The sequence below is a fragment of the Pedobacter frigidisoli genome, from assembly GCF_004331675.1.
Lineage (GTDB): Bacteria > Bacteroidota > Bacteroidia > Sphingobacteriales > Sphingobacteriaceae > Pedobacter > Pedobacter frigidisoli.
The window spans coordinates 35,358-61,415 of the sequence record NZ_SJSN01000020.1; the positions used below are offsets into that span (position 1 = coordinate 35,358).

Genomic DNA, 26,058 nt, shown 5'->3' on the forward strand with positions numbered 1-26,058 from the left:
CTGTGGAGAATATCGGATTCGAACCGATCACCTCTTCACTGCCAGCGAAGCGCTCTAGCCAAATGAGCTAATCCCCCTATTTTTGAATGATCAATGATCAAATTTTCAATGATCAATGATCAAATTTTCAATGATCAATGATCAAATTTCAATTTTCAATAATCAAAGTCCAATCATCAGAACTGAAGCTCAATAATCAAAACCAAGCATCCTGCTTGTGCAGCAAAAATAGCAAATACTTTTTCTAAAGCAAATGATTATTAATCTTTCAGTTTAAAAGCAAACAAAGCCATTATACTAATTACAGCCATTGCTGATGATGATGGATGATTAATAAATAAGAAAAGTACAAATGTTGCTATCAATAACATACCGAAAAACATGAGTGCTTTGGTAAATGAGCCCATGTAAAACATGGCTACAATCGCTAAAAGATATATAGGAATGATAACAATGGCTAGAAACATTGGCCTAAGTTAAATCCCTAATATTAAGCGCTGGTTAACCAGAAATTAACTCCTGCGTTTTATGGCTCAGCAATTCCTGATATTCATTAACGAATTGCGAAACATGATAACCATCCATTAAGGCATGATTTACGTGAATGGAAACCGCCATGATTTTCATGCCATTTTCTTCCCTCACCCTACCGAAAGATATTTTCGGACAACTATCATTATGTGAGAAGTTTCGGGCGTGCGATATCGATTTAAAATTCAACCAAGGTAATGCAGAAAAATGAATTACGTTTTCTCCCGATGATGATGGAATTAATCCGGTAGTGGTTTCCACGCTTTCAATTTCTTTTAAGGCCTCAATTCTAAAATCCTCAAAGTTTTCATGAAAATCCATATAACTGAAACCGAAAGTTCCGTTGGGGCGGTTAATGGTTGCAGAGGCATGGACCTGATCGTATTTCCAAACCTCACCATCGATAATTCTATAGCCAAATGGCTCCACTCGATTTGCTGCCAAAAGCGATTTATGTAGGTAAAGTAAGAAGAATGAAACTCCTTTCTCTTTTGCTTCTTCGTAAGTTGAAGTGCAATCTACATCTACCGTTACACCGAAGAAAGGTTCTTCGAAAGTGCTAAAAAATTTAAAATGATCTTTTCTGATCCAAGTGTTTATATCTAATTTTTCTCTCATTCAATTAATTTTGGTAAAATATCAGCTAGATTTTCCATCTGATAAAAGTTAGGATGTTCTATAGTATGATCGATTCTTTCATGAATCCAAGTGGTGTGGAATGGAATATGAACAGCATGTCCGCCAATCGCTAAAACGGGCAACACATCCGATTTCAAGGAATTTCCGAGCATCAAAAATTCCTCAGGTTTGCAATCTAAATGTTTAATCAGTTTCTGATAGTCGCGTTCTTGTTTATCGCTCATTATTTCGATGTGGTGGAAATAATGATCTAGTCCGGATTTTGTGAGTTTGCGTTGTTGATCTAATAAATCGCCTTTTGTAGCTACAATCAATTTATATTTTCCGTGTAAGGCTTTCAAAACCTCTTCTACCCCATCGAGCAATTCGATTGGCTTATTGAGCATTTCCTGTCCGAGTTGAATGGCACTGTTGATTACCTCTGGATTTACTTTCCCCTCGGTAATTCTTAAAACCGTTTCAATCATGCTCAACATAAAACCCTTAATGCCATAACCATAAAGCGGCAAGTTGGCGATCTCTGTTTTCAATAACTCGGCAACAATACTGTGGTGAGGCATAAAATCTCCGAGCAAGCAGGCAAACTTCTCCTCTGTTTCGCGGAAGTAAGGTTCATTAACCCAAAGTGTATCGTCGGCGTCGAATGCGATTACGGTAATTTGATTGTTCATTGTTATGCATTACTTTTAATGCGACAAATGTAAACCAACCTGAACAGTTAAGAAAGGACAATTGTCCCGATTGAAAATATGTTACGAACAAACCTCACCTTTTTATCTTTTATTGAACGCCTTTGCGAAACAAATAATGAATCGAACATTACGCTAAGAACTTTCGCTGCAGGATTTCGATTTGTAAAACAAGGTGAAAAAATCAGAAATATTTACATCATAAAAGATGGCATTTCTAAGTGCTTTATCTCTGAAGAGAACGGCAAGGATTTTATCATCGAGTTTTTAGGAAAAGGTGAGGTTGTGGGCGAACTAGAGGTCATTAAAAAGATCGATTGCCTATGTAATGTTGCTACCATTAGTGAAGTTACGGCGTTTGTTATCCCTGATCATATCTTTATGGCACTAACGGAGAAAAACAGCGAATTCACCAGACTCTTACTCCAAGAGTTATCTACCCGAATAATACAAACCAGTTCCAGGGCATCTTTCCAACAATTATACACCTTGGAATATGGGCTGTTAAAATTATTGAAGCTGCAAAGCGATGAACAAATATCCATATCCAAGGAAGACATGGCTGCCTATCTGGGCATTTCAGTAAGAAGTTTTAATAGGACCTTGCAACAAATTAAAGCTAAAAACCAAGATCAATCCTTAATCATTTTATTGGAAAGACTAGGATAAATTAACTTACTAACCGCAAGCTAAAATTTTAATGGTTTGGAAAGCAGGTTCCTGTTTATATTGGTTTCGATAGTCCCGCTTGCTCCAATTCCCGATGAAAAATCGGGCGCTTTCCGTGCCATCGGGCTTAAGAACTAAGCTTACTGCTTTTGGGTTAAAGTTCAACTAGGTGGTGGATTTTTCAAGAACTGGTTGATAGTCATCCCGATGAATACCTGCATCTTGCTCATATTCATCGGACGACTAATTGCGCAATCCTCTCCAGCTTTGAAAAGCAGACCTCTGTTAAATAAACCTGACAAAAGTGGCAGCCTCCGAGTTAGCATCTGACTATATTTTTTTATCAGAAACGCTTCTGGTTGCGCAGGTTTCTATCGGAGCTACAGCGATTGGCAAGGCTGAAGCCTCCGATAAATCGATAAGATTCGTTTCCAAAATAAAAACATTAGAGGTTTTCCAACGTTCATCCCCTGGAAAACTTCGCAAGTATATCCGAACATTTGAAACATTAATTTGTTAAGGAATTATGCCCGATATCCTAATCATTAATGGTAGCGCCAGATTAAATGGAGATACTCAAAAATTCATCAATAAATTAACTGAGGGCATAGCGTGCGACCATCTGATTTTACTTGAACATTATTTTCTTCCCTACAATTACGATAATCAATATCCGCAGGAAGATCAGTTCGAAACCTTTGCAAAGGAGATTCTCTTTCATAAGCATATCATTTTTGCCACACCGGTTTATTGGTATTCAATGAGTGGACGCATGAAAAATCTATTCGATCGCCTAACAGATTGGGTTACTACGAATAAGGATGTTGGCCGTAATCTAAAAGGCAAAACCATGAAATTGATTGCCGTAGGCACAGATGGCGAACTACCAGATGGTTTTATAACACCCTTTTCGATGACGGCAAATTATATGGAAATGATTTTTAAAGGCCACCAGTATTTTAACTCCAACGATGCAATATCTGAAGAGGAACTTGCAGAAATAAAAAAATCTTTCTTTAGTTTTATATCAGAATAAGATTTACATTTTAAACAATACACCAAATTAATTTAAAAGCATTAAACATGAATGTAGAAGACGTTTTTAAGAACAATGAAAAATGGATATCGGATAAGTTAGCGTTAAATCCAGAATATTTTACGGAACTGGCAAAAGGACAAACGCCTGAATTTTTGTATATCGGATGTTCTGATAGCCGCGTAACGGCAGAGGATTTGATGGGCATACAACCTGGTCAGGCATTTGTTCACCGCAATGTAGCCAACTTGGTCAACAACGTGGATTTAAATGTAATGACTGTTTTAAATTATTCAGTTCGCCACTTAAAAGTAAACCATGTGGTGGTTTGTGGCCATTATAATTGTGGTGGTGTAAAAGCCGCAATGCAGCCAGCAGACATGGGTATTCTAAATCCTTGGTTAAGAAACATTCGCGATGTATATCGAATTCATAAAGATGAGCTTAATGCCATTGAGGATGAGGGCAAACGCTACGACAGACTAGTGGAACTTAACGTTCAAGAGCAATGTGTAAACCTACTCAAGACCGCAGCTGTGCAAGAAGCCATTACACAACGAGGCTTAACTGTTCATGGTTGGGTTTTCGATATTCGCACAGGGAAATTAATTGATTTAAAAATTGATTTCGATGGAATACTAAAAGACATTAAAGAGATTTATAATCTTTATTAGTCGGAAGTCTGGGACTGGAGAAAGAAATCGAGGTCGAATGTTAGCAGCTGCAAGACTGTGAGCAGAAAAGAACGAATATTCAATCTAGACAACTAAGTGTGAACGGTCGTCACCCTGAACTTGATTTAAGGCCTTGATGGACTAGCGAAAAAATAAAAGGCCGGTGTCCGCATTTTGGATTTACCAACCCAAAATGCCGACATCGGCCATTCGGACTCTGGACTCCAGACATAGGACTACGGACTAAATTAACGTCCCATCCAGCCGCCATCTACGGTTAAAATAGTTCCATGAACGTAATCGCTTGCCGAAGAGGCTAGGAACAAAGTCGGTCCTTTAAAATCTTCGGGTGTTCCCCATCTTCCAGCAGGTATACGCGATAAGATCGAAGTACTTCTATCTTGATCTTCGCGTAGTGCAGAAGTATTATCTGTAGCAATATAACCTGGAGCAATTGCATTTACATTTACCCCTTTTGATGCCCATTCGTTGGCAAAAGCTTTTGTTAACGAACCGATTGCGCCTTTACTTGCTGCATACCCAGGCACTGTTATTCCACCTTGAAAAGTTAATAATGAAGCTGTGAAAATAACTTTGCCACTTCCTCTAACAATCATCTCGCGTCCGATTTCTCGAGTTAAAATAAAAGGAGCGGTTTGGTTAACTGCAATTACCTCGTCCCACATCTCATCAGGATGTTCGGCAATTGGCTTACGTAGAATAGTCCCAGCGTTGTTAACTAAAATATCAATAACAGGATGATCTTGCTTTACTTTTGCGGCAAAGGCCAAAGTATCCTCGCGTTTACCGAAATCGCATTGATAAGCGTAAAATTTTCTTCCTATGGCCAAGACTTCTTTTTCTATTGAACTTCTTTCAAGCTCCAAACTTGCCGAAACGCCAATAATATCGGCGCCAGCTTCAGCCAGTGCCAATGCCATGGCTTTACCAATTCCCCTTTTACAACCCGTAACTAATGCAGTTTTACCTGCCAAATCGAATATATTTGATGACATTTTATCTAAATTTTATGTGGTTCTTATTTCACGCTTACTTTTAGTGGTGATTTCAATTCATTTTGAAACTTTTGCAGGTAGTTAAACCACTCGTTTTCATTTGTAATTTCTCCTGCCTTATTCCAAGCGGCTCCTGCGTAATAAACGTAGGGAACATTGTTTTTAACTTCTGTTGTTCCGATAATCTGCTTCGCCTGAATAGCCGTTAATTTTAAGGGATTTATGGTAACCGCACCAACGCCAGTGATTCCATCTTCCCCATGAACCGGTTCCCAATAACCCAAAACTCCATTCTTATTCAATAAAAGTTTCTTTTCATTTTCATCCCTGGTTGCTAAACCTATTGCTACAGGCAAACGATTGGTGGGCGCAGCAAAATGATATAAATGCTCAATTCTGTTGAGTTGGGTACCTGCATCAATAGAAATTGTTTTGGTCACATTTACCTTGATTCCAGCGGCATTCCATTCATTGTAACTGAGTTGGAAGGTAGATCTTAGTGGTCCATTATCTAAGACTCTTGAGCTTTTATAATTTCCTGAATAACGAATACTATCCTTAACATAGGGTGCCATTCCACCAGCACCCAGAGTAAAACCTACGCTATAGTAATCTAAGCCATCTCCATGATCTTTGTGGTAATCGTTCTTTTTATAACGATCATTTACCACAAGTTTCGAAGTATTCTTAACCCAAACATCAATACCGTAAGCATCCTCGGAGGTTTTCTCTAAAGCCTTTCCATACATTCTAAAGGCAACTTTATCATTTTCCCAGGCAAAGTCATCCTTACGTTCAGGCACATATCTGGCAAAGGTTTTTGCCGCAAGGGGCTTAGCCTTGGATGCGAAAATCATCAACTTTAAACTTCCGTTGGCTTTAACAGAGATCTGCAACAATAAATTTTGTACTTTTTTTTCCCCTTTATATTCTAGCTGATAAGGAATCTCTTTCTCCGTAGATTTATCCATGACCAAAAACTTTGCCGTATCGATTTTTGGATCGGCAATCAGAATCTTTACCCAGGGAATAGAAACCAATACGTCCTTTCTTTCAATTGAAGAATTATTTGTAACGGAAATTATTGGGTATTTCGCTTGTCCGAACAAATGTCCAAGTGCTAATAGTACCAAGAAAATACTGCTTAAGAATTTTTTCATGAATCGATTTTGAGGTTAAAGGCTAGGACTAAAATAAAGTTTATTTAATTACGTTATTTCAATTCGGTAATCGCACAGTGATCCATATCGCCATAATCCAAGTTCTCACCAGCCATACCCCAAATAAAGGTATAATTGCTGGTTCCAGCGCCCGAATGAATTGACCAGTTTGGTGAAATCACTGCCTGATCATTTTGCATCCAAATATGGCGTGTTTCTTGTGGTTGTCCCATAAAATGGCAAACACTTTGTCCTTGTGGAACTTCAAAATAAAAGTATGCCTCCATCCTTCTATCATGTGTATGTGCTGGCATCGTATTCCAAACACTTCCCGATTTCAATTCAGTCATGCCCATTTGTAACTGGCAAGTTGGCAATACACTGTTTACCAAAAGTTTATTGATAATTCTGTGATTTGCCGTTTCAGGTGTACCAAGTTCTACAATTTCAGCATCAGCCTTGCTTACTTGTTTAGTTGGATAAGTATGATGTGCAGGTGCTGAGTTGAGGTATAATTTGGCAGGTTGAGCTGCATCAGCAGATTCGAAAGTTACCTCTTTGGTTCCCTTTCCAATGTATAAGGCTTCCTTATAATCCAGCTCAAAAGTTTCTCCATCCGCAGTAACAACTGCTTTCCCACCAACATTAATCATTCCTAATTCCCTGCGTTCTAAAAAGTAGGTTGCTTTTAAATCATCAAGGTTTGGCAACGCCAATCTTCCATTTACAGGCATTGCGCCACCGACAATATATCGATCAAAATGAGATAAAGTTAAATTGACTTGATTGACCTCAAAAACGTTTTCGATTAAAAAATTTTCCCGCAAAGATGCGGTGTCCATTTGTTTAACTTCTTTTGGGCTTTGAGCGTAACGGCTTTCGAATTTATTCATTGCTTAAAATTTGAGATGTGAATAAGGTTGATCAATCAATCCTTATTCGCAAATATATTTATACCGTACTTAATATTGGAATGAAAAGTCAACTTAATTGGAGATTAACGCCAAAGTCAAAATTTAAGGACCTTTTCCGAATGATTGTCCTCTCCAGCAGCCATCGCTCCAAAAGAGATTGTGCAGGCTAGAGGTACCATTTTTTATATCTTGCCAAAGCTTCCAAATAATAATAATCTGCATAAACCAAGGGAACATCAATTTCACTATTTAAAGGATATGCACCTGTACTGTGCATCAATAAAAAGCCACCATTTTCTCCTAGTTTAGCACGATAAGTGTCGCTAGCCAACGAATAAATCATCGTTTCTGCAGCAGATTTAAATTCGATCTTCTCTTTGTCGTTTGTATATTGTGCAAGTTCCAACAATGCAGAAGCCATAATGGCACCAGCAGATGCATCCCGTTTAGCAAAAGGGATACCTTGAGCATCAAAGTCCCAGAAAGGTATTTTATCAGCAGGTAAATTCGGATGATTCAAGATAAAATGCGCAATTCCCTTTGCCTGTCTCAAATAACTTGCATCTTTTGTAAAACGGAACATCATAGTATAACCATATAGGGCCCATGCCTGTCCCCGAGCCCAGGCAGAACAATCGGCGGCTCCCTGCCATGTCGCCTTTCTTTTTACTGCTCCATTCTCAGCATCGTAATCGATCACATGAAAAGAGCTAAAATCTGGGCGGAAATGATTTTTCAATGTGGTATTGGAATGGATGATAGCCATTTCCTTAAATTTTTTATCACCTCCGTTATCGGTAGCCCAATTCAGCATTTCCAGGTTCATCATATTATCAATGATTACCGGGTAGTCCCAATATTTACTTTTGTTCCAGGATTGAATGGCCTTGACATTGGCATGATAACGTGTAGACAGCGATTCGGCAGAACGTTGAATAATGGCTTTGTATTCTGGTTTGCTTGTCAGGCGGTAAGCGTTCCCAAAACTGCAGTACATCATAAAACCTAAATCATGGTTTCCTGTGAAAGTTTGGTTTGGCTCAATCACCTTTAAGGCATTTTCTGCCTCCTTTTTAATCGATTCATTTTTAGTCTGCTCAAAAATGTACCACAAACTTCCAGCGTAAAATCCGCTGCACCACCACTGAATATCGTAGTTAACGTGTTTTCCGTTTTGATAGGTTTGCGGGGTTTTTCCTGTGGGTATGCCTTTGGCCAAAAATTTATATTGATCGCCCGCAAAGTTAAATTCGTCCTTGATTAATTGAGCCATTGGCTTTCGCTCAGTATTTTGAGCAAATGAAACTGCACTCAAAAACACTAAAAATGCGGTTATCAGATTGTTTTTCTTCATTGTGTATCAGTATTATTTTATTTCTAATGATTAATTATTCAGGTTAAAGCTCTTGGTAGATCCGGCCATTGATCCAAGGGGAAGCTTACAGATCAAGGTTTTCTCTCGATCGGGCTTTGGTAGCTTGATTTTTACCTTGATGACCGGTATTTCCTGAGTAGGATCAGCGATATACAAAATGGGGCGCTCCGCATTTAAGTCCTTAATATGAACCAAACAAGGTTGATCAACCTTAATGATGACACCACCACTATTGAACTCACCGGCTTTATAAAAAACAATCTGCAAGATATTTAATCCAGCATGTTTGACTGCTTGAATTTCACTAGTGTTTTTTACGATCTTGATCATAGCCCTTTCTTTTTCAATCAGGTCTTGATCTCCGATTCCCGGCATGACGATGTAGGCATAGCTTGCATCCTGAGGTTTAACGCCATGATCAAACCAAGCCTTAAAGACCTTTGCAGACACCTCATCCTTATTTTGAAAATGATTGATACGATACCAATTACCCTTTTGAAGCTGATTGCTGGATCGGATATTGCCGCCCGATGGAAAAAAATAACCAATACTGTCATGTAGTATCCACGATTTTTGATCCGCAACATTAATTCGACCCCTCAGCCAAGATTGGTTAATGGTGGTGGTGATGTGCTCGGGTGAGTTACTTTGTATCCCCGCACCTAGGCAAACTACCTCCTTATCCAAAAAGAACCAGGCTTTTTTTGCCTTTACACTATCATAATCTAGATCATAGGCCGAAACGCCATAAACTCCATCACTTACCCCACCTACAAATTTTGTTGTACCAGAGATTCCCCAATCCTTTTCAATTGTTGCTCCATCATCATTCATATAATCACGGCTGGTTGTGCCGGGAATCTTATCCCACTCCCAGATAGGCATGATGTTGGCATATTCTGATCCGCTACGCTGAATGTTGGTAGCTCCATCCGCTAAAAATTTACCCAAGATATTTTCATTATTTCCCCTTTCCGTCCTAAGAGTCCTTATGGAGGATGATTGAACGCTAAAGGTATATCTAGGACGCACATGCAAGGTGTAGCTGCTCTTCCAGTATTGTTGATGAAAAGGATTAATTTTATAGCCTGCTGGTTTATTGCCGGATGTCCTCAAGGATGCAGCCTCCCAAAGTTCCGAATTTTCTGGATTGAACAATTTAATTTTCTGCACGATGCCAGAGACCCAGGCACCTAATGAGTCCTTACGGCTGATCCCCCGTCCACGCACATTAAAATCATAAAAATCGCCTCGAATAGTTTGCAGAAAAGTACGTTTAAGGTAATCCACCAAAATGATTGTTTTGTCCTTTGGCAAGGCGTATTTCGTATCCCTTAGGTAAAAAGCCGCGTCAATGGAGTTGCTGATAAAAACTCTTCCGTAACTTGCAATAGCTTGTTGTTTGCCATGCTGATAATAACTTCCATCTATCTGAACGCCCTCTTTACCATCAACCGAAATTGGTTCGTATAAATATTTTGCGGCAGAATCAAGGGTGTTTTTATCTTGGGTTAGACAGGCTCGATACAGGTAATGCAAAGCTTCATCAGATGTATTGGCCCCATCGCCTACCCTTAATTTTATAATCATCCTGCGGATCAAGCCCTTTTCCAGATCAGCAGGTAAAAGCCTTGGGGCTTTTCGCATCAAGATCAAGGTCTGACCTATAGCCTGAGGGTAAAAGATATCGTTATACCACCAGTTTTTGTTCTTGGGATCTTGATCGAGCCAATTTTGTAATGACCTAACTATTGCATCATATATCTGCGTATCTCCATAATATGCATTGGATGGACGGATGTAAGCACTTGCCATATCCTTTATCCTTCTTAAAGGATCGTATTGGGCATTGCCATAATCGATATCACTCCAACTTCCATCTGTTTGTAACTTCGCAAGCTCGCTGACAATTTTCTTGGTGAGTACAGCATCATTGATCCCTATTTGTTGATCGGCTGTAATCCTGCCTTGAATAATGGCAAAGGGCTGATTTTGCGCCATCGCAGAAAAACTGATCAAAAAAGCAAAATAAAGTAAACAGGTTTTTGGTACTAACATGATATTTACTGATCTATTTATAAATCCTGACATAATCAACAAGGAAAGTTATTGGTAAAATATCTGGATCCAATCTGCCGCCTAAGGTTCCAACCCTTCCCAGGGCCAAATTAAGTAGGAGGTAAAATTTGCTACTAAAGATTTTTTGTGCATTTTTATCTGCATCAGCGATATTAAATTCAAAATACTTGATATTATCGTAGCTCATGGTCATCTTTTTTTTATCCCATTCGAAAGTGTAATTATGAAAGTCGTCATACGGCTTACCAACAAATGGGTGTTGGCCGCTCATCTCATATTTGCCCACACCATTCTTGAAGTGTACAGTCCCGTAAGCCGAAGTAGAATCACGACCGATGTATTCGAGGATATCGATCTCACCACAACTAGGCCATTTGACAAGTTCTCTGTTTACACCCAGCATCCAAATGGCAGGCCAACTTCCAATGCCTTTTGGAACTTTCGCCCGCACTTCTATCCTACCATATCTTAAGTGCATTTTACCTAATGTAATCAAACTCGCAGAGGTATATTCTGCACCCCTGTAATCTTCTTTTTTTGCTTCAATCACCAAGTTTCCATTTTCTACACGAGCATTTTCCTGTCTTTTTTTGGTGTAGTATTGTGGTTCCTTATTGCGTACAATACCGTTTTCGTAATCCCATTTGGTAGAATCCGGTGGACCAGAATAATTAAATTCATCTGCCCAGATAAGTTTACCGGAAGATCCGTCGTTTTGTGCAAAAGTTAATTCGAACGAGCAAAGAAATAATAATAGGGAGATGATATTTTTCATTTACCGGAAATAAAGATTTAAAAAACCTGGCTAACAATTTAAGTAATTAAGCACACGATGTGCAGGGGCTTATAATTTTATTAGGGAATGATTTTAACGCTAAATTCTTTCAATGCCATTTGGCTATCATCTGCAGTGATGTTATAGCTTACGAAAGTTATTTTATACTTACCAATTGCCGTGTACTTATAATTGTATGAACTAGGTGCTGATGCAGTAATGTTCTTTACGGTAGCGGTTGGAATATCTGGCGCAATCCGGCCTACAAAAAGTGGTTTACTTATAATCCAGCTGGTGTTTGACGGTGCCGTAGCTGCACCGCCAACAATGGTTAAGGCTGTGGTTGTGGCTACCCATCTAGAACTTGCTGGCGACCAAACATTTCCATAACGAGTCCAAAAAGCATTATCTGCAGCCAAAGAGCTCAAGGTAAAAGTGTAATCGCTCAAAACATTGTTTACAAGGTAATTGGTAATGGTCCATGTTCTTTGTGTTGAACCGGTAAGACCAGTATATTTGAAAGCAATAAAAAGACTATCGCTAGCTCCAGTAACTAAATCGGATAAATTAACCGGTCCCGTATTTACTGCAGTTGCGCTTGTTGCAATCGGTGTGCGAGGGGTAATATTGACCCAGGCGGCATTTACTACAGATGCCGAATCTTTCAATGGCAACTTATTGGTAGCCAAAACCTGTAATGTATTATTCTGCGTACCAAATTGAGCCGTACTTGTGAATGATAGTCTTGGCGTTCCAAAAGCCAAAGAACGAGATCTGAACTCGTACTTATTTCCAGGCAGGCCAGCCCAGAAAACAACATTATCCGAATAACCACCTAATGTAAATTTGCAGGTATCTCCCAGTTTGAAAACAAGCGTGTCACCAATAACGGATCGAGCGTTTGTGAGCGAAATTTCTACTGTAGGCTGATCAGTAGTGAGGTCTTTCTTACAGGCCAGGAGGAAAGTAATGGCGATCAATAGGGTATATATTGAATATTTCATCTCTTTTGTCTTTATAGGTGAATTAATAACCTGCATTTTGTTTCAATGCCTTATTGAGGTTCATTTCATAGGTTGGTTTTGGCATTAGGCTATATCTGGGTGTTACGGTAATCAAACCCTGATAGCCGTTGATGTTTCCATTTCCCGCTGTTACACCATTTGCCACAGCATAGTTACCAAAGGCCTGTAAATCACCCGCAAAATTTCCCCACCTCACCAAGTCATATTTCCTTGATGCCTCAAAGCACATTTCACGCATGCGCTCATCACGAATGGCCGATTGGAAATCTCCCTTATTTAAGCCAGGAGTTAACAGGTATTCTGTCCCTGTCGTTATAGTTGCTGCCGCGGTTGCAGTAACCCCTGTTGTAGGGGCAGCGATTGTAACTGTTGGTGACGAGGTAAAATACGGGCCGGCAGCGGTAAGGTTACCGCGACTGCTCAATTTTACTCCAGTAACCACTCCAGCGGTAGAAACCACCGCAGTTGCCGTAGCACCAGAACCACCTCCACCACTAATGGTTACAACCGGTGGATTAGCAGCTGTATAGCCAGAACCACCATTAACAACAGTGATATTTTTAACGATATTGCCATAAATAGTGCCGTAACCTCTTCGTCGAACCTGATTGACAGCATCATAGGCTGCTGCTGTTGGACCATTTACCTGATTTTCAGCTTCTGCCTTGATCAGCAGAACATCAGCATACCTAATTACTGGCCAATTGGCGTTATATGTTCCCGAATTTCTCATTTCAGCTGGTGCATACTCCCTACGGAATTTGCCGGTATTCATTTGCCATGGAGCCGATCGATCCGTTTTTACACGTGTTCCTGTAGTCGCATTGGTTGTCCAGATGAAATCAGGACAGTTCCAATCCCTTCTCGTGTCTAATGAGGCCTTGTTAAGCAGCGTGCTGGTGGGCTCTACCTCGTAACTATCAAACAGCTTTTTGGTAATCCTTACCCACCCTGCCGCAGCGTAAGAATTTGGCTCAAATGTTCCATTAACGATCAGAATTGCAGAAATAATTCCGTTGAAATTTCCAATATCATTTCCTGTTTTGTTGGTAACACCGGCCGCTGCACCTGCAGACCCCCATTCTAGAATATCTTCTTTTACATCGTATTTATCTTGAAAAAGATTAATAAATACCTGTTTATAATCTGGGTTTAAAGCATGCTGACCAGATGAGATTACCTTATCAGCATAGGTGATGGCATCGGCATATTTGCTGGCATCATTAACCGGATGGCCAGCCCAGTACAAATAAACCCTAGCTAACATTGCTTGCACCGCGGTTATAGTTACCTGATCATTGTAGCCCAGACTCGTAACTGTCCGTCCCTGCAGTAAGTTTTCTGCTTCCTTTAAATCTGCGACTATTTGAGTATAAATGGCTGGTTGTGATGATGCGGGAATATTAACCTCTGCAATACCGGGTTGATGCAGCACTAATGGCACTTCACCAAATTGGATAGTGAGGAGAAAATAGTTATAAGCCCTTAAAAAAAGTGCTTGGCCTTTGATAAAACCACGTTGTTTCTCATCCATGCTCGGCTTATTGATATTATCGATTAATACATTCGCGTTGTTTATGGCAATGTATGGATACTGCCAACAATCCTGAACATAGGAATGTCCAGCATCATAGGTATAATAAAGTCCACGGGTCTCATTACTTGTTGCCCGATCTGGCAACATTTCATCAGTAGTACTTACAAAGTTGAAATGGTTAACCTGCCCATACATCCGTTCTCCCATCATGGTGCTGTAAACGCCGTTAAGCGCTATCTGGAGTTGGTCTTGTGTATTATAGAAATTAACAGGGGAATAAAAATCCGTAGGCTCTGTATCCAAAAATTTCTTGCATGATGATGATAATCCCATCACAAATAAAAAAGCCAGAATATATTTATTTTTCATTGTCTTATTTTTTAGTGGTGATTAAAATGTAGCGTTTAAGCCGAAAGTTACGGTGAATGATTGTGGATAGGTACCGTAATCGAAACCTGGCGTTAAATTACCTGGTCTTGCTGAAGCCTCAGGATCCAAACCTGAATAATTGGTAAGTGTGAAAAGGTTTTGTGCAGATGCATTTAAGCGCAAACGTGACATACCGATACTCTTCAGGATCTCGCTGCTAAAATTATATCCCAATTGAACTGTCTTTAACCTTAGGTATGAACCATCCTCCACTACCCTTGAAGAATAGTTCGGATTTACGAAGCGACCTGCTTTATAAAGTTCATTACTTGGATTGGTTGGTGTCCATCGATTCTCATAGGAAGCGTACTGATTTAATGTAAAGTTTCTCACGATTCCTCCCTCGAAAACATAACGATTTGCATTGATGATGTTATTGCCATAACTCCATTGGAGGAACACACCCAAATCCCAGTTTTTGTAACTAAAATTGTTGCTGAAACCACCTGTATGAATAGGTAAGCCTCTACCAATAATTGTGTAATCATTTGCATTGATAGTTAAATCTCCATTTAAATCCTTGTATTTGATATCTCCAGGCTGTACTGCAGCACCATTATTTGGAATATTCGGCTTCAAAGAAAAGGTTCCATTGGGCATTTTATCGAAATCGCTGTACTGATAAATACCATCGAAAATCAAACCGTACATCTCTCCAACAGAACGGCCTTTTACAGAAATGTATGGAGATAATCCCCTAAAACTCGTATCAAAGAAAGTACCCGATCCTGAAAGCAGGGAATTTTGTCCCTCGGTTAATTCAAGGATCTTATTCTTATTGAAACTGATGTTGAAATTACTTGTCCAACGGAAATCCTTGGTAAGAATATTTGTGCTGTTCAAGGTGATCTCTAAACCCCTGTTTTCTAAACTCCCGATATTTTTAAAGCCCGTTCCACTTTGTATTCCGTTTGCAAAAGGCAAATTGGCATTCAATAAAAGATCATTGGTTGTACGCTTATAGATATCTACTGTTAAGCCAAACCGGTTTTTAAGAAAGCTCATATCTAAACCAATATTGGTCTGTGTGTTCGTTTCCCATTTTAGATCGTAGTTTCCAGCAGCAGTTACAACAGAACCAATAGCCACTGGCTTTCCATTAAAAGAATACCAATATTGGGTGTTCGCCAAGTTTAACTGTGGCAGGTACGCAAAGTCACTTACCCGGTTGTTTCCGGATTCACCATAACCAATGCGAAGTTTTGCATCAGATAACCATTTTAAATCCTTAAGGAAATCCTCTTGACTAAACCTCCAGCCAATACTAGCAGATGGAAAATAACCCCAACGATTTGCTGGTGAGAACTTCGATGACCCATCAGCTCTAAAGCTTGCTGTAACCAGATATTTTCCCTTAAAATCATAATTAACCCTACCCAAAAATGACATTAGTGTCCATCGAGAACTGTTAACAGAAATTACGGTGTTTGCTGCAGGAACGAGATCCAATGCATCCAAGCCTAAACTTTCATTGGTAACCTGAGTCGCATAGATTGAGCGGTATGAATTTTTATTACGCTGAGCGGAATACCCCCCCAGGACGGTAAGGTTATGGTTCTTGTTGAAAGTATTTTTATAGGTAATGGTATTATCGCTCAACCAATTAAAAACAGGAGCGCTCGCTATGGTACCATTCGGGCCAGAAGAATTCCACTTGCTACCTGATTGTGTTTGAGAGTTGTTAAAGATATTAGTGTCGTAAGCATTGTTGTTGATTCCGCCAGCAACCCTTAATTTTAGTTTCGATGTAATGGCGTATTCAGCATATCCATTTGCAGCAAGATTGGTGCTTTTATACGTTGTTTTTTGGTTGGCTAAACTAATCAACGGATTTACGCGGTAATCTTGTGCAGAGTTTCCCTCATTCGCTGGATCATATAAACCACCTAAAAGATCGGAATTGGCATCTCTGCCAGAAAGTCCATTTGTTGGGCGGTATCCCCAAACAGAATAAAGCAATATAGATGACGCATAGAAGTTGGTAGCAGAAATTGGCGTTCCAAAGCTTTCACTATATGCGTAATTTACATTAATACCTGCCCTAAGTTTATCAGTAACTTTTTGATCTAAAACAAATCGACCTTGATAACGCTTAAAACCTCCGTAAACAATGATCCCCTTTTGGTCGTTGAAGTTTCCAGAAATAGAATAAGTTGTTCTGTCGTTTCCGCCACGTAAGGCAATATCGTGGTTTTGGTTCTGCCCTGTCTGATAGACATAATCTTGCATGTCCAATCCTTGAACATTTCGGTAATCATCGAGTGTAACCCCATTTTTCAGATAGGTTGAATCGGCAACAGCCTGATCAAGATCACGCAAGTATTTTACATATTCATAAGGTCCCATCACTGGAATTTTGTCGGGCGCTTTTTGCAGCCCGTAATATGCGTTATAGGTTAATTGTGGCTTACCGGGTTTTCCTTTTTTAGTGGTGATTAAAACCACACCGTTAGATCCGCGAGCGCCGTAAATAGCTGTTGCAGATGCATCCTTTAAGATATCTATGCTCTCGATATCTGATGGATTAATGGAGTTTGCATTTGCATTCTCTGATGGAAAACCATCAATAACATAAAGTGGTGAGTTATCTTGAGAAATGGATCCCGCACCGCGGATAACAATATTGGCAGTAGCACCAGGTTGGCCATCATTGGTAGAGACCTGAACACCTGCAACCCGACCAGCTAAAGCCTGATCAAAAGATTTTACCGGAGCCTGTTCCAAATCCTTCATGTTCACAGATCCAATCGCTCCAGTTAAGTCTGCCCTTTTGGTAGTGCCATAACCCACAACCACGACATCACTTAAGCCTGTAATCGAAGATTTTAAGGAAACATTAATAGCATTCCTCGTGCCAACCATTATGGTTTGAGAAGCGTAACCAACATAGTTAAATACAAGTTGATCGGTAGCCAATGCCTGTATCTGAAACTTTCCATTTTGATCAGTTTGAGTGGTTGTCTTTGTACCCTTAACCGAGATGGATACGCCTGGAACAGTCTGATTAGCTTCATCGGTTACAACGCCAACAATAAGTTTGCTCTGGGCAAATACATTTGTCTGGCATATAAGCAATACGATAAAGACCGATAAGATTTTTCGGAACCTGCACATCTTACCCAGCACGATTGCATTACCCCGATTGTAGAGTTTACTCATAATGATTTGTTTAGATTGGTTGTCTGCTAAGCCATTTGAAATTCGCTATAATTTCGAATCGCTGGAACAAACTTAAACTTAAAGACTTTTTCGGGGGGGATAATTTTCTAAATAATTAGGGGTAATTTTCCGAAAATTTGGGAGGAATGCTTTTAAACCATACTTTTAACCGCTTGCAGACCAATTAACCAATTATTCCCTATGTATTTAAATATCCTAAAATATTTGCATTGTGCAATCTTATTTGTAGGACTTACACTTTCCGCAAATGCACAGCAGTCCATTCTCTTCGATCACCTTGGAATAGAAAAAGGCTTATCTCAAACATCTGTTCTGTCTATCACCCAAGATAAAAATGGTTTTATGTGGTTTGGCACCCGTTACGGCCTAAACCGCTATGATGGATATAATATCAAAGTCTACCAGTATGCTGAAGCAGATACCACATCTGTATCCAATAACTACATTACATGCCTATTCTCCGATTCCAGGAAAAAACTCTGGGTTGGAACAAGTGGTGGATTGAACCTCTATAATGAAAAAGTCGATAACTTTGAACGTGTTTCAACCCAGCCAAAAAATCCAAGGGGCATAAGTAGCCATGTAATCAATTGTATTACCGAGGATAAGAAAGGAAATATTTGGATTGGCACTTTAAATGGCTTAAATCTATTGGTTGGCGGGAAACAATCGCAAATAAAACGGTTTTTTGATACTAAAAGTGGGAATGGGCCTTTTCACAACATTCGATCCATAGTGGAAGACCATCTAGGGAATATATGGGCAGGTTCCTCAAATGGCTTACTAAAAATGACCCTTAAAAATGAAAAATACCAAATCAAAATATTCCAGAACAGCGGAAATCTTGGCGATATAAGCGAAAATTACATCTCCAACATTATCGAAGATAAGCGCCAACAGCTATGGATAAGTACCCAGAGTAAGGGACTAAATCTATTTTCCCCAACAACACAGAACTTTAAATCCTTTAAACATATTCCCAAAGATCCCAAATCGTTGGTCAGTAATACCATTCGCAATATGGTTTTGGATGATGGAGGTAAATTATGGATAGGAACCTTGGACGGAATCAGTATAATGGATCCGCAGGACTTTAGCATTAAAAATCTTCAATTTGACCCTGATAGCAAAAAAAGCTTAAGTCAAAATTCTGTACATCGACTATACAAGGACCAAAATGGATCCATTTGGGTAGGCACTTATTTTGGTGGTATCAATATCAACTATCCTTATACTACGGCGTTTAATATTTACAGCAAAAACAAAAGCAAATCGAGCATAAACAATAATGTGATCAGTGGTTTTGCGGAGGATGCAAACAAAAATCTTTGGATTGGAACGGAGGGTGGTGGCTTAAGTTATTTTGATATAGCAACCCAAACCTTTACCGCATTTCAAAATACTGGAAAGCTAAATTCGCTAAGATCTAATCTGGTAAAAAAAATATTGTTCGATCGAACGGGAAAACTTTGGGTCGGCACACATTCTGGCGGGCTAAACGTTTACGATCCCAGAGACAAAACATTTAAAAATTTTAATTTCAGTGCCCCGAATGAAGATGTTCCTGATGAGATCATTGCCTTAGCGGAAGATAACAATGGAAAGCTATATGTTGCTACTCAAAGGAATGGGATAAAGATTTCCAATAAAGCTAAAACAGCGTTTTTTGATTTTGATTTGCCTAAAAACTATCCAAAGGATGTTAAGATCAAATCGATCACTAAAAGCGATGATAGGATATATTTCGGCACCACCAACGGCCTTTGCATCTATAACCAAAGCAGGAAAGAATTTTATTCCCTGGATAACCGGAACAATAAGCTTCCTATTGCCTACTACGTTAATTGCGTATTGGAGACCAAAAATAAGGATATTTACATCGGCACATTCAATAATGGACTGGTACGCTACGACCAAAAAATGGATAAAACAGTGGTATATACCATAAAAAGTGGCCTTCCAAACAATAATATTCTTGGAATTTTGGAGGATGATAAAGCTAATCTGTGGATTAGCACCGCAAACGGGCTGTCCATGTTCGATAAAAAGAAGAACGCTTTCAAAAACTATACTATAGCCGATGGACTACCAGGAAATGAATTCAATACCAACGCTTTTTTCAAGAGCAGTAGTGGCGAGATGTTCTTTGGTGGCTATAATGGTTTTATTAGTTTTTATCCAGATCATATTCAAACCAATAGTAGGGCGGCAAAGCTGATATTAACAGATCTGAAATTGGATAATAGATCGGTAAAAATCAATGATGATGATGGTTTGCTCAATCAAAATGTCAGTTTATTAGATAAGCTTGTCCTGGCAAATGATCAGAATACCTTTAGCTTGGATTTTGCCTTGTTGAACTTTATTAAACCAGAAAAAAACCGGTACGCCTATAAGTTGGATGGATTTGAGAAAAATTGGAATTTCGCAACGATTCCAAGTGCATCCTACACAAATTTACCGCCGGGTTCCTACACATTTTTGGTTAAGGGAACAAATAACGATGGCGTTTTTAGCGCCAATATCGAGAAGATAAAAATTGTGGTTAAACCCCCATTTTACAGAACTTGGTGGGCCTATTTACTTTACTTCTGTGTAGCAACTGGTATGCTCTTTATTTTAGTCCGCTATCTCTTGATCAGGGCGGTACTTAAAAAAGAAAAAGAGGTTAACGAGCACAAATTGGAATTCTTCACCAATATTTCTCATGAGATCCGTACTCCCTTAACTTTGATTGTTGGCCCGTTGGATAAATTAATTGCAAATTCAAAAGATAATCCTGGATTAAATCAAGAGCTACAACCCATTAAAAACAATGCAGATCGATTAATGACCTTGGTAACCGAACTGCTCGATTTCAGAAAGGCAGAAAGCGGCAAAATGGATCTACATGTAAGTCCCGGTAATCTGGTTAAATTCTGCAGGGAGATTTTTATGGCCTTTCAAAACCTAGCTATAGCGAAACAAATCGACTATTCCTTTCAATCGGAAAAGCAAGAGATTGAGCTTTATTTCGATAAGGTACAAATGGAAAAAGTACTTTTTAATCTGCTATCTAATGCCTTTAAATTCACGCCGAATGGAAGAAAAATCCAGTTGATAATCGAAGAATCGGATCGATGGGTAACCTTTAAAATTTGTGATGAGGGTAAGGGCATTCCCCTAGAAAATCAATCCAACCTTTTTAAAAATTTTTTTCAGGCAAATTCCACCACCACAATCGGCACAGGTTTGGGCCTATCATTTTCTAAAAGTATCGTAGAGTTACACCAGGGCAAAATAACATTTCATAGCAGACCTGACACAAATGACCGAGCTGGTTACACCTGTTTCAGCGTAAGTTTAAAAACAGGAAAAGCGCATTTTAAACCATCAGATTTTATTGCCGATTATGTATATTATGATGATGCCGTAAATTACAACCTACCCGAAACGATAGAACCGAAATTAGAAGAAACAGTTTTTATTAACAAGGGACAGAAAAAATACAGCATTCTATTGGTTGAGGATAATGATGATGTAAGGGCCTTTATTAAAAATTCTCTCGATGCTAATTACAACATCTATGAAAGTGAAAATGGATTGAAAGGACTTGATAGCGCTATCGAATTGATTCCTGATCTAATCATTAGCGATGTGATGATGCCGATAATGGATGGTTTGGGATTATGCCGCAAGCTAAAGACTGATGAGAGAACCAGCCATATTCCAGTGATACTACTAACCGCGCGGTCAGCTTATGTTCATCAAGTGAATGGCTTCGAAAATGGCGCCGATGCCTATATTGTGAAGCCTTTTAATCTGAGAATTCTGGAACTTAACATTCATAACCTCTTAAACGCCCGTGAAACCATTAAGCGGAAATTTGCACAGGTAATTACGTTGGAACCGAAGAATATGGTGATCAATTCTACTGAGCTGAATTTCCTCAATAAGATTATTCAGATAATTGAAGATCATATTGCTGATCCTGAATTTGATGTTCCTACATTATCCGCAGCAATTGGGATGAGCCAACCTGTGCTTTACAAAAAGATCCGGGCTTTAACAGATCTTTCTGTAAACGATTTTATTAAATCACTCAGGATAAAACGAGCGGCTCAATTGCTTAAACAAAATGCAGGCAATATTGCCGAAATAGCTTATGCCGTAGGTTTTAACGATCGAAAGTATTTTAGTCTCGAGTTTAAAAAGCATTTTGGCAAGACGCCCAGTGAGTTTATACAAGAGGAAAAGATTTAGGATTGATCAGCGATGAGCGATAAAAACCTAACTAATGAAATTTTAGGCGGACAGGGCAATGGAAAAATAGTCAGTTCAAATTGAGTATCACAGTTTCCATCAATAAATACCAAACCATTTTTGCCCAGAGCGTAGTCAAAACGCATCGGATACAAACTAGACTGACTAGGTTTCGCCTTATCACAGCCCATCTAACTTCGTAAGTCAAAATTGAAACTGTCCAACTCTTTTGGAAAATCTACCTATAGCTGTAAAACAATTTCATGACATTTTCGTTACAATTGGTAGTTAATCTATCTAACCATTTAAAACTAAACCTATGTTAAAAAAATGTTTAATAGTTATGGCACTGGCAATTGCGGTGTCGTCTTGTAAAAAAGATTCCGATGTGGAATTACAGAATGAACAAAAATTATCCATGGATGCCGAATTGAGAGCGAGTTTGCCAGGTAATCTGAATCAGATGGGCGCCAACGGTGCTCCATTGAAAGTTTGCGTGGATAAATTTACCAATAGCCGGCCAATTATCTTAGGCGAAGATGATGATGATGTTTCGGGCAGAGGTGTCGCAGTTAGAGGAACAAAGTGGCCAAATGGTAAAACTTTACGTGTATATTTTATCAATGGTGGCCAAATTGTACGCGATAACGTGATGAAATTTGCCCGCAGATGGGCCAATCATGCAAATTTGCATTTTGTTGTTACTCAAAACAAAGCAGAATCAGATATAAGAGTGGGCTTTAAAGTAAATGGAGATTGGGGCCATTGGTCGTGGATTGGCACAGATGCTAATGAACACAAAGGAGAACAAACCATGAATTTCGGCGATTTGGATAGAAACTCTAGTGATTATGACTATGGTTATTATGTTCTTCATGAATTTGGCCACGCCATTGGATTAGGACATGAACATTTAAGCCCTTTGGCCAATATTAATTGGGATAAACCAGCAGTTTATCAATACTATATGGGCCCTCCAAACAATTGGACTCGAGCACAAGTAAATAGCAATATCTTTGATAAATATAAACCAAGAGAGGTTCGCAATACTGCATACGATACAAACTCAATTATGCATTATTGGATTCCTAATGAATTTACAACCGATAACTTTAGTGTCGATGAAAACGCATATCTATCCGACAAGGATAAAATTTTCATCAAACGTATTTATCCTGGTTAAATATCTATAAAAGACCGGTTTTTAGCCGGTCTTTTTCTTTAATCTCAAATCAGCTCTAAAACTCAAATAATCTTTAGGCGCTCCTCTTCTAAATCTATTTGATATAATTGCTGGCGAATAATGTCCTCGTTAAAATCAGGGTCTTTATTGCATTCTGACAGATATTGCCGCTGGCTTTCGAGCATCTCTACAAAAATGGCCTTTGTTTTATCATTCATCCATCTATCATCTGCGGCCTTGGCCTTTTCTTCCCATTGTTTGAGAATTTTTTCTACTGTAGCCTGGGCATCGAGGTCGTTCTCATGTTTGTCTTTTAGAAAGGCATGTGTATGTTGTTTCAACTCATGTTTCAATTTCTGGTGGGCTATAGCTTCATTCTCCTCTTCAAAAATATCGTTAAATAACCGACTCCGTTTGATGATGTAAGGTAAGGTTAGGCCTTGAACCAAAAGTGTAAGTAAAATGGCAACAAATGTGATAAACAAAATTAAATCTCGGTGTGGAAAGGCACTACCATCGGCCAAAGTAACTGGAATTGCCAGTGCCGATGCTAGCGAAACCACACCTCGCATACCTGTCCAGCCTAGCAATGTGGGCATTAGCCAACGCATTCGTCGAGACGATGCATGAGGCATTACGCTTGGTCGGAAAATCATGGTAGAAAGTAAAGCAGCATAACTACTCAACATTCTGGCGCCTATTAATACACCCGTTACCAGCACGCCGTAGCCAATAGCGGTACTTAACGGAATGCCTTTTACATGAATTCCATCAACAATTTCAGGCAGTTCGAGCCCGATAATAAGGAAGACAATTCCATTTAAAATAAATACAAAACTTTCCCATACGCTAAAACCTCTGATGCGGCTGGCGCTATTTAAAAATATCATTCGTTTAGATGACATATACAAACCGCCTGCTACCACAGCCAATACACCCGAGCTATGGAGCTGTTCCGCTATCCAATACATGATATAAGGTTCGATAAGCGTAAGTGCAATATCTGATGGCGCATCTGTTGGGAGACGTTTATGCACCTGCACAAAAAGCCAGGCAAATAATAAACCTATCGCTACACCACCAAGTACCATCCATATAAAACTTGTCGCCGCTTCCTGCCAAATAAATTGGCCTGTGCCCACCGCTACTAATGCAAAACGGAAAATGATTAACGAAGAGGCATCATTTAGCAAGCTTTCTCCCTCCAAAATAGCCGAAGTAGATCTTGGAATTTTCACAAACTTGGTAATGGCACCTGTACTTACCGCATCTGGCGGAGAAACAATCCCTCCCAACAAGAAGCCTAATGCAATGGTAAAACCAGGTATAAAATAATTTGCAGCTAAGGCTACTGAAAGTGCCGTAAAAAATACCACCAAAAAGGCAAAGCTGGTAATGATGCGGTACCATTTCCGCATTTCCTTAAATGAAATAGACCAGGAGGCAGAAAATAGTAATGGCGGAAGAAATATAAAAAAGATAAGATCGGGATCTATTTTTACAATGGGTAATCCCGGAAAGAAACTGACCAACAAACCTCCTACCACCAACAATATTGGGTAAGCAATTTTCCATTTGGCAGCCAGCATATTTAGTAAAACAATGGCTGCGACCATTGCCAAGAAAAAGGGTAATAAAGTATGCATGTACCTATTTGATAGCTATTAAAATATTTTTAGGTTGAATATAGAACATTTAGGATATTCTACGGTTAAAAATAAACCTTATTTAGAATATAAAACGCAGAATGATGGTTATAGAACAAGACCTTACTCCGCTAAACTTCAGCAAACTAATGTGTTAATTTTTGAATAATAGCCAAAACGAAACCAATTACCGCAGGCAAGAGTGTACAAGATATAATAGTCATTACGCTCCTGAAAAAAAGTGCTTTTTTACTATAGCCATAAGCAGAAAATAATTGATAATAATACCAAATACCATATATAAAAATGATAGGTGTGATGATCATAAAATAAACGATTGTTAAACCTTTAATGTTCGTATAAAATATCATGATAACTGATGAAAATAGCCCGATGATTAATTCTGCAGCAGTTTTGTATGAATTTGCAACCAGGTTTTCTGAATAATTTAGCCTCGATTTCCTAAACCATAAATAACTAAAGAGTGAATTTGTAGGAATAGTGATGACAGCAAATAATTTTGGATATTTCGCCATCCATTGCTCCAGCGCATTAATGGTATTCTTATCACTCCATGGCATTAGATCAGCAAGTTTAACATGAACATAAGGTGCTAAAAGAGCAGCAGCCGCCAAAATAGTTAAAATCAGCGTAACAAAATTGAAATAATTAGCCCTTTTACCCTGAATATATTCCCTGACACTATGACCAGGTTTGGTAAACAGTTTTTTTATGGTAAAAAGAATACCCTTGTCAACATGCCAGATACCGTGAACAAGATCATGCTCAACAAAATGTACGATGGAATAACGGTGGATGGCGACTTTTTGACCACAATTGGGACAGAAGTTTTGTACAACAGGCGTGGCGCAGTTTAAACAACCATGCGAAAAGTGATGGTTATCGGGCGATTTTATTTCAGGCTTTATCTGATCTAAGGTTAGATCAGTAGTTTTAACCGTTTCCTCTAGCATGATTTGGTTTTTAAGATTGTTTTTGCCCCAGGTTAGTTATTCCATAAGCAGATAGTAGCGTTTGTTTATTAACCAAAGATAATACAAATGCCTTATTGATAAAATAAATTCAATGTTGAATTTGTTTAAGCCGCTGTGCTCAACCTTACTATAGATAAATGCAATGATGTAAAAAATTAATGAGGTATTTTATTGATATGATTTGCCATTCTCCTGAATCCTTAAATTCCTTACCAAACTCCTTATAAACAACTCCTCCCTCATGTTTATCTTCCGCGAATTGGT

Annotated in this window: 20 protein-coding genes, 1 tRNA gene and 1 pseudogene; 7 read left to right on the forward strand and 15 right to left on the reverse strand. The window is 39.0% G+C overall.

Annotated elements, in window-relative coordinates; all coding sequences use genetic code 11:
* Positions 1-3: 3 nt before the first annotated feature.
* The 4 genes from EZ449_RS19780 to EZ449_RS19795 form a co-directional block, all read right to left on the reverse strand.
* Positions 4-77, reverse strand: a tRNA-Ala gene (locus tag EZ449_RS19780).
* Between the two features lie 183 nt (positions 78-260).
* Positions 261-467 (reverse strand): hypothetical protein, encoded by a 207-nt coding sequence (locus EZ449_RS19785; RefSeq protein WP_131562185.1) that lies wholly within the window; start codon positions 465-467, stop codon positions 261-263.
* 34 nt (positions 468-501) lie between these two features.
* Complete coding sequence (locus tag EZ449_RS19790) at positions 502-1,149, reverse strand: chloramphenicol acetyltransferase (protein ID WP_131562187.1); 648 nt, start codon at positions 1,147-1,149, stop codon at positions 502-504.
* Positions 1,146-1,841 (reverse strand): HAD family hydrolase, encoded by a 696-nt coding sequence (locus tag EZ449_RS19795; protein ID WP_131562189.1) that lies wholly within the window; start codon positions 1,839-1,841, stop codon positions 1,146-1,148. Before EZ449_RS19795 ends, EZ449_RS19790 begins: the two co-directional genes overlap by 4 nt.
* 78 nt (positions 1,842-1,919) lie before the next feature.
* On the opposite strand from EZ449_RS19795, the gene EZ449_RS19800 reads away from it, so the two are divergent.
* From EZ449_RS19800 to EZ449_RS23565, 5 genes and pseudogenes are all read left to right on the forward strand, one after another.
* Positions 1,920-2,528 carry a Crp/Fnr family transcriptional regulator gene (locus EZ449_RS19800; protein WP_131562191.1) on the forward strand — a complete coding sequence of 203 codons (609 nt, stop codon included), beginning with the start codon at positions 1,920-1,922 and terminating at the stop codon, positions 2,526-2,528.
* Between the two features lie 304 nt (positions 2,529-2,832).
* The gene (locus tag EZ449_RS19805) at positions 2,833-3,048 is read left to right on the forward strand and encodes a hypothetical protein (RefSeq protein ID WP_131562193.1); all 216 of its coding nucleotides are present in this window, start codon (positions 2,833-2,835) and stop codon (positions 3,046-3,048) included.
* Between the two features lie 6 nt (positions 3,049-3,054).
* Positions 3,055-3,564 (forward strand): flavodoxin family protein, encoded by a 510-nt coding sequence (locus EZ449_RS19810; RefSeq protein WP_131562196.1) that lies wholly within the window; start codon positions 3,055-3,057, stop codon positions 3,562-3,564.
* A gap of 47 nt (positions 3,565-3,611) precedes the next feature.
* Positions 3,612-4,238, forward strand: coding sequence for a carbonic anhydrase (locus EZ449_RS19815; RefSeq protein ID WP_131562198.1), 627 nt, complete (start codon positions 3,612-3,614; stop codon positions 4,236-4,238).
* A 151-nt stretch (positions 4,239-4,389) separates the two neighbouring features.
* A pseudogene (locus EZ449_RS23565) lies at positions 4,390-4,485 on the forward strand (hypothetical protein); the annotation flags it as partial.
* 1 nt (position 4,486) lies between these two features.
* Here EZ449_RS23565 and EZ449_RS19820 read toward each other — a convergent pair.
* The 9 genes from EZ449_RS19820 to EZ449_RS19860 all read right to left on the reverse strand — a co-directional run bounded on the left by EZ449_RS19820 (position 4,487) and on the right by EZ449_RS19860 (position 17,707).
* Positions 4,487-5,254, reverse strand: a complete 768-nt coding sequence (locus tag EZ449_RS19820) for an SDR family NAD(P)-dependent oxidoreductase (protein ID WP_131562200.1) — start codon at positions 5,252-5,254, stop codon at positions 4,487-4,489.
* 23 nt (positions 5,255-5,277) lie between these two features.
* Complete coding sequence (locus tag EZ449_RS19825) at positions 5,278-6,414, reverse strand: DUF4861 family protein (protein WP_131562202.1); 1,137 nt, start codon at positions 6,412-6,414, stop codon at positions 5,278-5,280.
* 53 nt (positions 6,415-6,467) lie between these two features.
* Positions 6,468-7,307, reverse strand: coding sequence for a 5-dehydro-4-deoxy-D-glucuronate isomerase (kduI, locus tag EZ449_RS19830; RefSeq protein ID WP_131562204.1), 840 nt, complete (start codon positions 7,305-7,307; stop codon positions 6,468-6,470).
* 187 nt (positions 7,308-7,494) lie between these two features.
* Positions 7,495-8,682: a glycoside hydrolase family 88 protein gene (locus tag EZ449_RS19835; RefSeq protein WP_205943041.1), complete on the reverse strand. Its 1,188-nt coding sequence runs from the start codon at positions 8,680-8,682 to the stop codon at positions 7,495-7,497.
* A 30-nt stretch (positions 8,683-8,712) separates the two neighbouring features.
* Positions 8,713-10,761 carry a polysaccharide lyase family 8 super-sandwich domain-containing protein gene (locus tag EZ449_RS19840; protein WP_165499818.1) on the reverse strand — a complete coding sequence of 683 codons (2,049 nt, stop codon included), beginning with the start codon at positions 10,759-10,761 and terminating at the stop codon, positions 8,713-8,715.
* Positions 10,762-10,774: 13 nt separating this feature from the next.
* Complete coding sequence (locus tag EZ449_RS19845) at positions 10,775-11,557, reverse strand: glycoside hydrolase family 16 protein (RefSeq protein ID WP_131562208.1); 783 nt, start codon at positions 11,555-11,557, stop codon at positions 10,775-10,777.
* Positions 11,558-11,637: 80 nt separating this feature from the next.
* Positions 11,638-12,561: a DUF5017 domain-containing protein gene (locus tag EZ449_RS19850; RefSeq protein ID WP_165499819.1), complete on the reverse strand. Its 924-nt coding sequence runs from the start codon at positions 12,559-12,561 to the stop codon at positions 11,638-11,640.
* Between the two features lie 22 nt (positions 12,562-12,583).
* Positions 12,584-14,488, reverse strand: coding sequence for a RagB/SusD family nutrient uptake outer membrane protein (locus EZ449_RS19855; protein WP_131562212.1), 1,905 nt, complete (start codon positions 14,486-14,488; stop codon positions 12,584-12,586).
* Between the two features lie 21 nt (positions 14,489-14,509).
* Positions 14,510-17,707 carry a SusC/RagA family TonB-linked outer membrane protein gene (locus EZ449_RS19860; RefSeq protein WP_225872384.1) on the reverse strand — a complete coding sequence of 1,066 codons (3,198 nt, stop codon included), beginning with the start codon at positions 17,705-17,707 and terminating at the stop codon, positions 14,510-14,512.
* 201 nt (positions 17,708-17,908) lie between these two features.
* Here EZ449_RS19860 and EZ449_RS19865 point away from each other — a divergent pair, with 201 nt between their 5' ends.
* Together EZ449_RS19865 and EZ449_RS19870 are read left to right on the forward strand one after the other, a co-directional pair.
* Entirely contained in the window at positions 17,909-21,970 is a 4,062-nt protein-coding gene (locus EZ449_RS19865) for a hybrid sensor histidine kinase/response regulator transcription factor (protein ID WP_131562214.1), read from the forward strand.
* 343 nt (positions 21,971-22,313) lie between these two features.
* A complete protein-coding gene (locus EZ449_RS19870) occupies positions 22,314-23,153 on the forward strand; it encodes a M12 family metallopeptidase (RefSeq protein WP_165499820.1) in 840 nt (279 codons plus the stop codon).
* Between the two features lie 62 nt (positions 23,154-23,215).
* Here the strand turns inward: EZ449_RS19870 and EZ449_RS19875 are convergent, their stop codons facing one another.
* The gene (locus EZ449_RS19875; RefSeq protein WP_131562218.1) at positions 23,216-24,799 is read right to left on the reverse strand and encodes a Na+/H+ antiporter; all 1,584 of its coding nucleotides are present in this window, start codon (positions 24,797-24,799) and stop codon (positions 23,216-23,218) included.
* 146 nt (positions 24,800-24,945) lie between these two features.
* A complete protein-coding gene (locus tag EZ449_RS19880) occupies positions 24,946-25,773 on the reverse strand; it encodes a DUF3667 domain-containing protein (RefSeq protein ID WP_131562220.1) in 828 nt (275 codons plus the stop codon).
* Between the last annotated feature and the right edge of the window lie 285 nt (positions 25,774-26,058).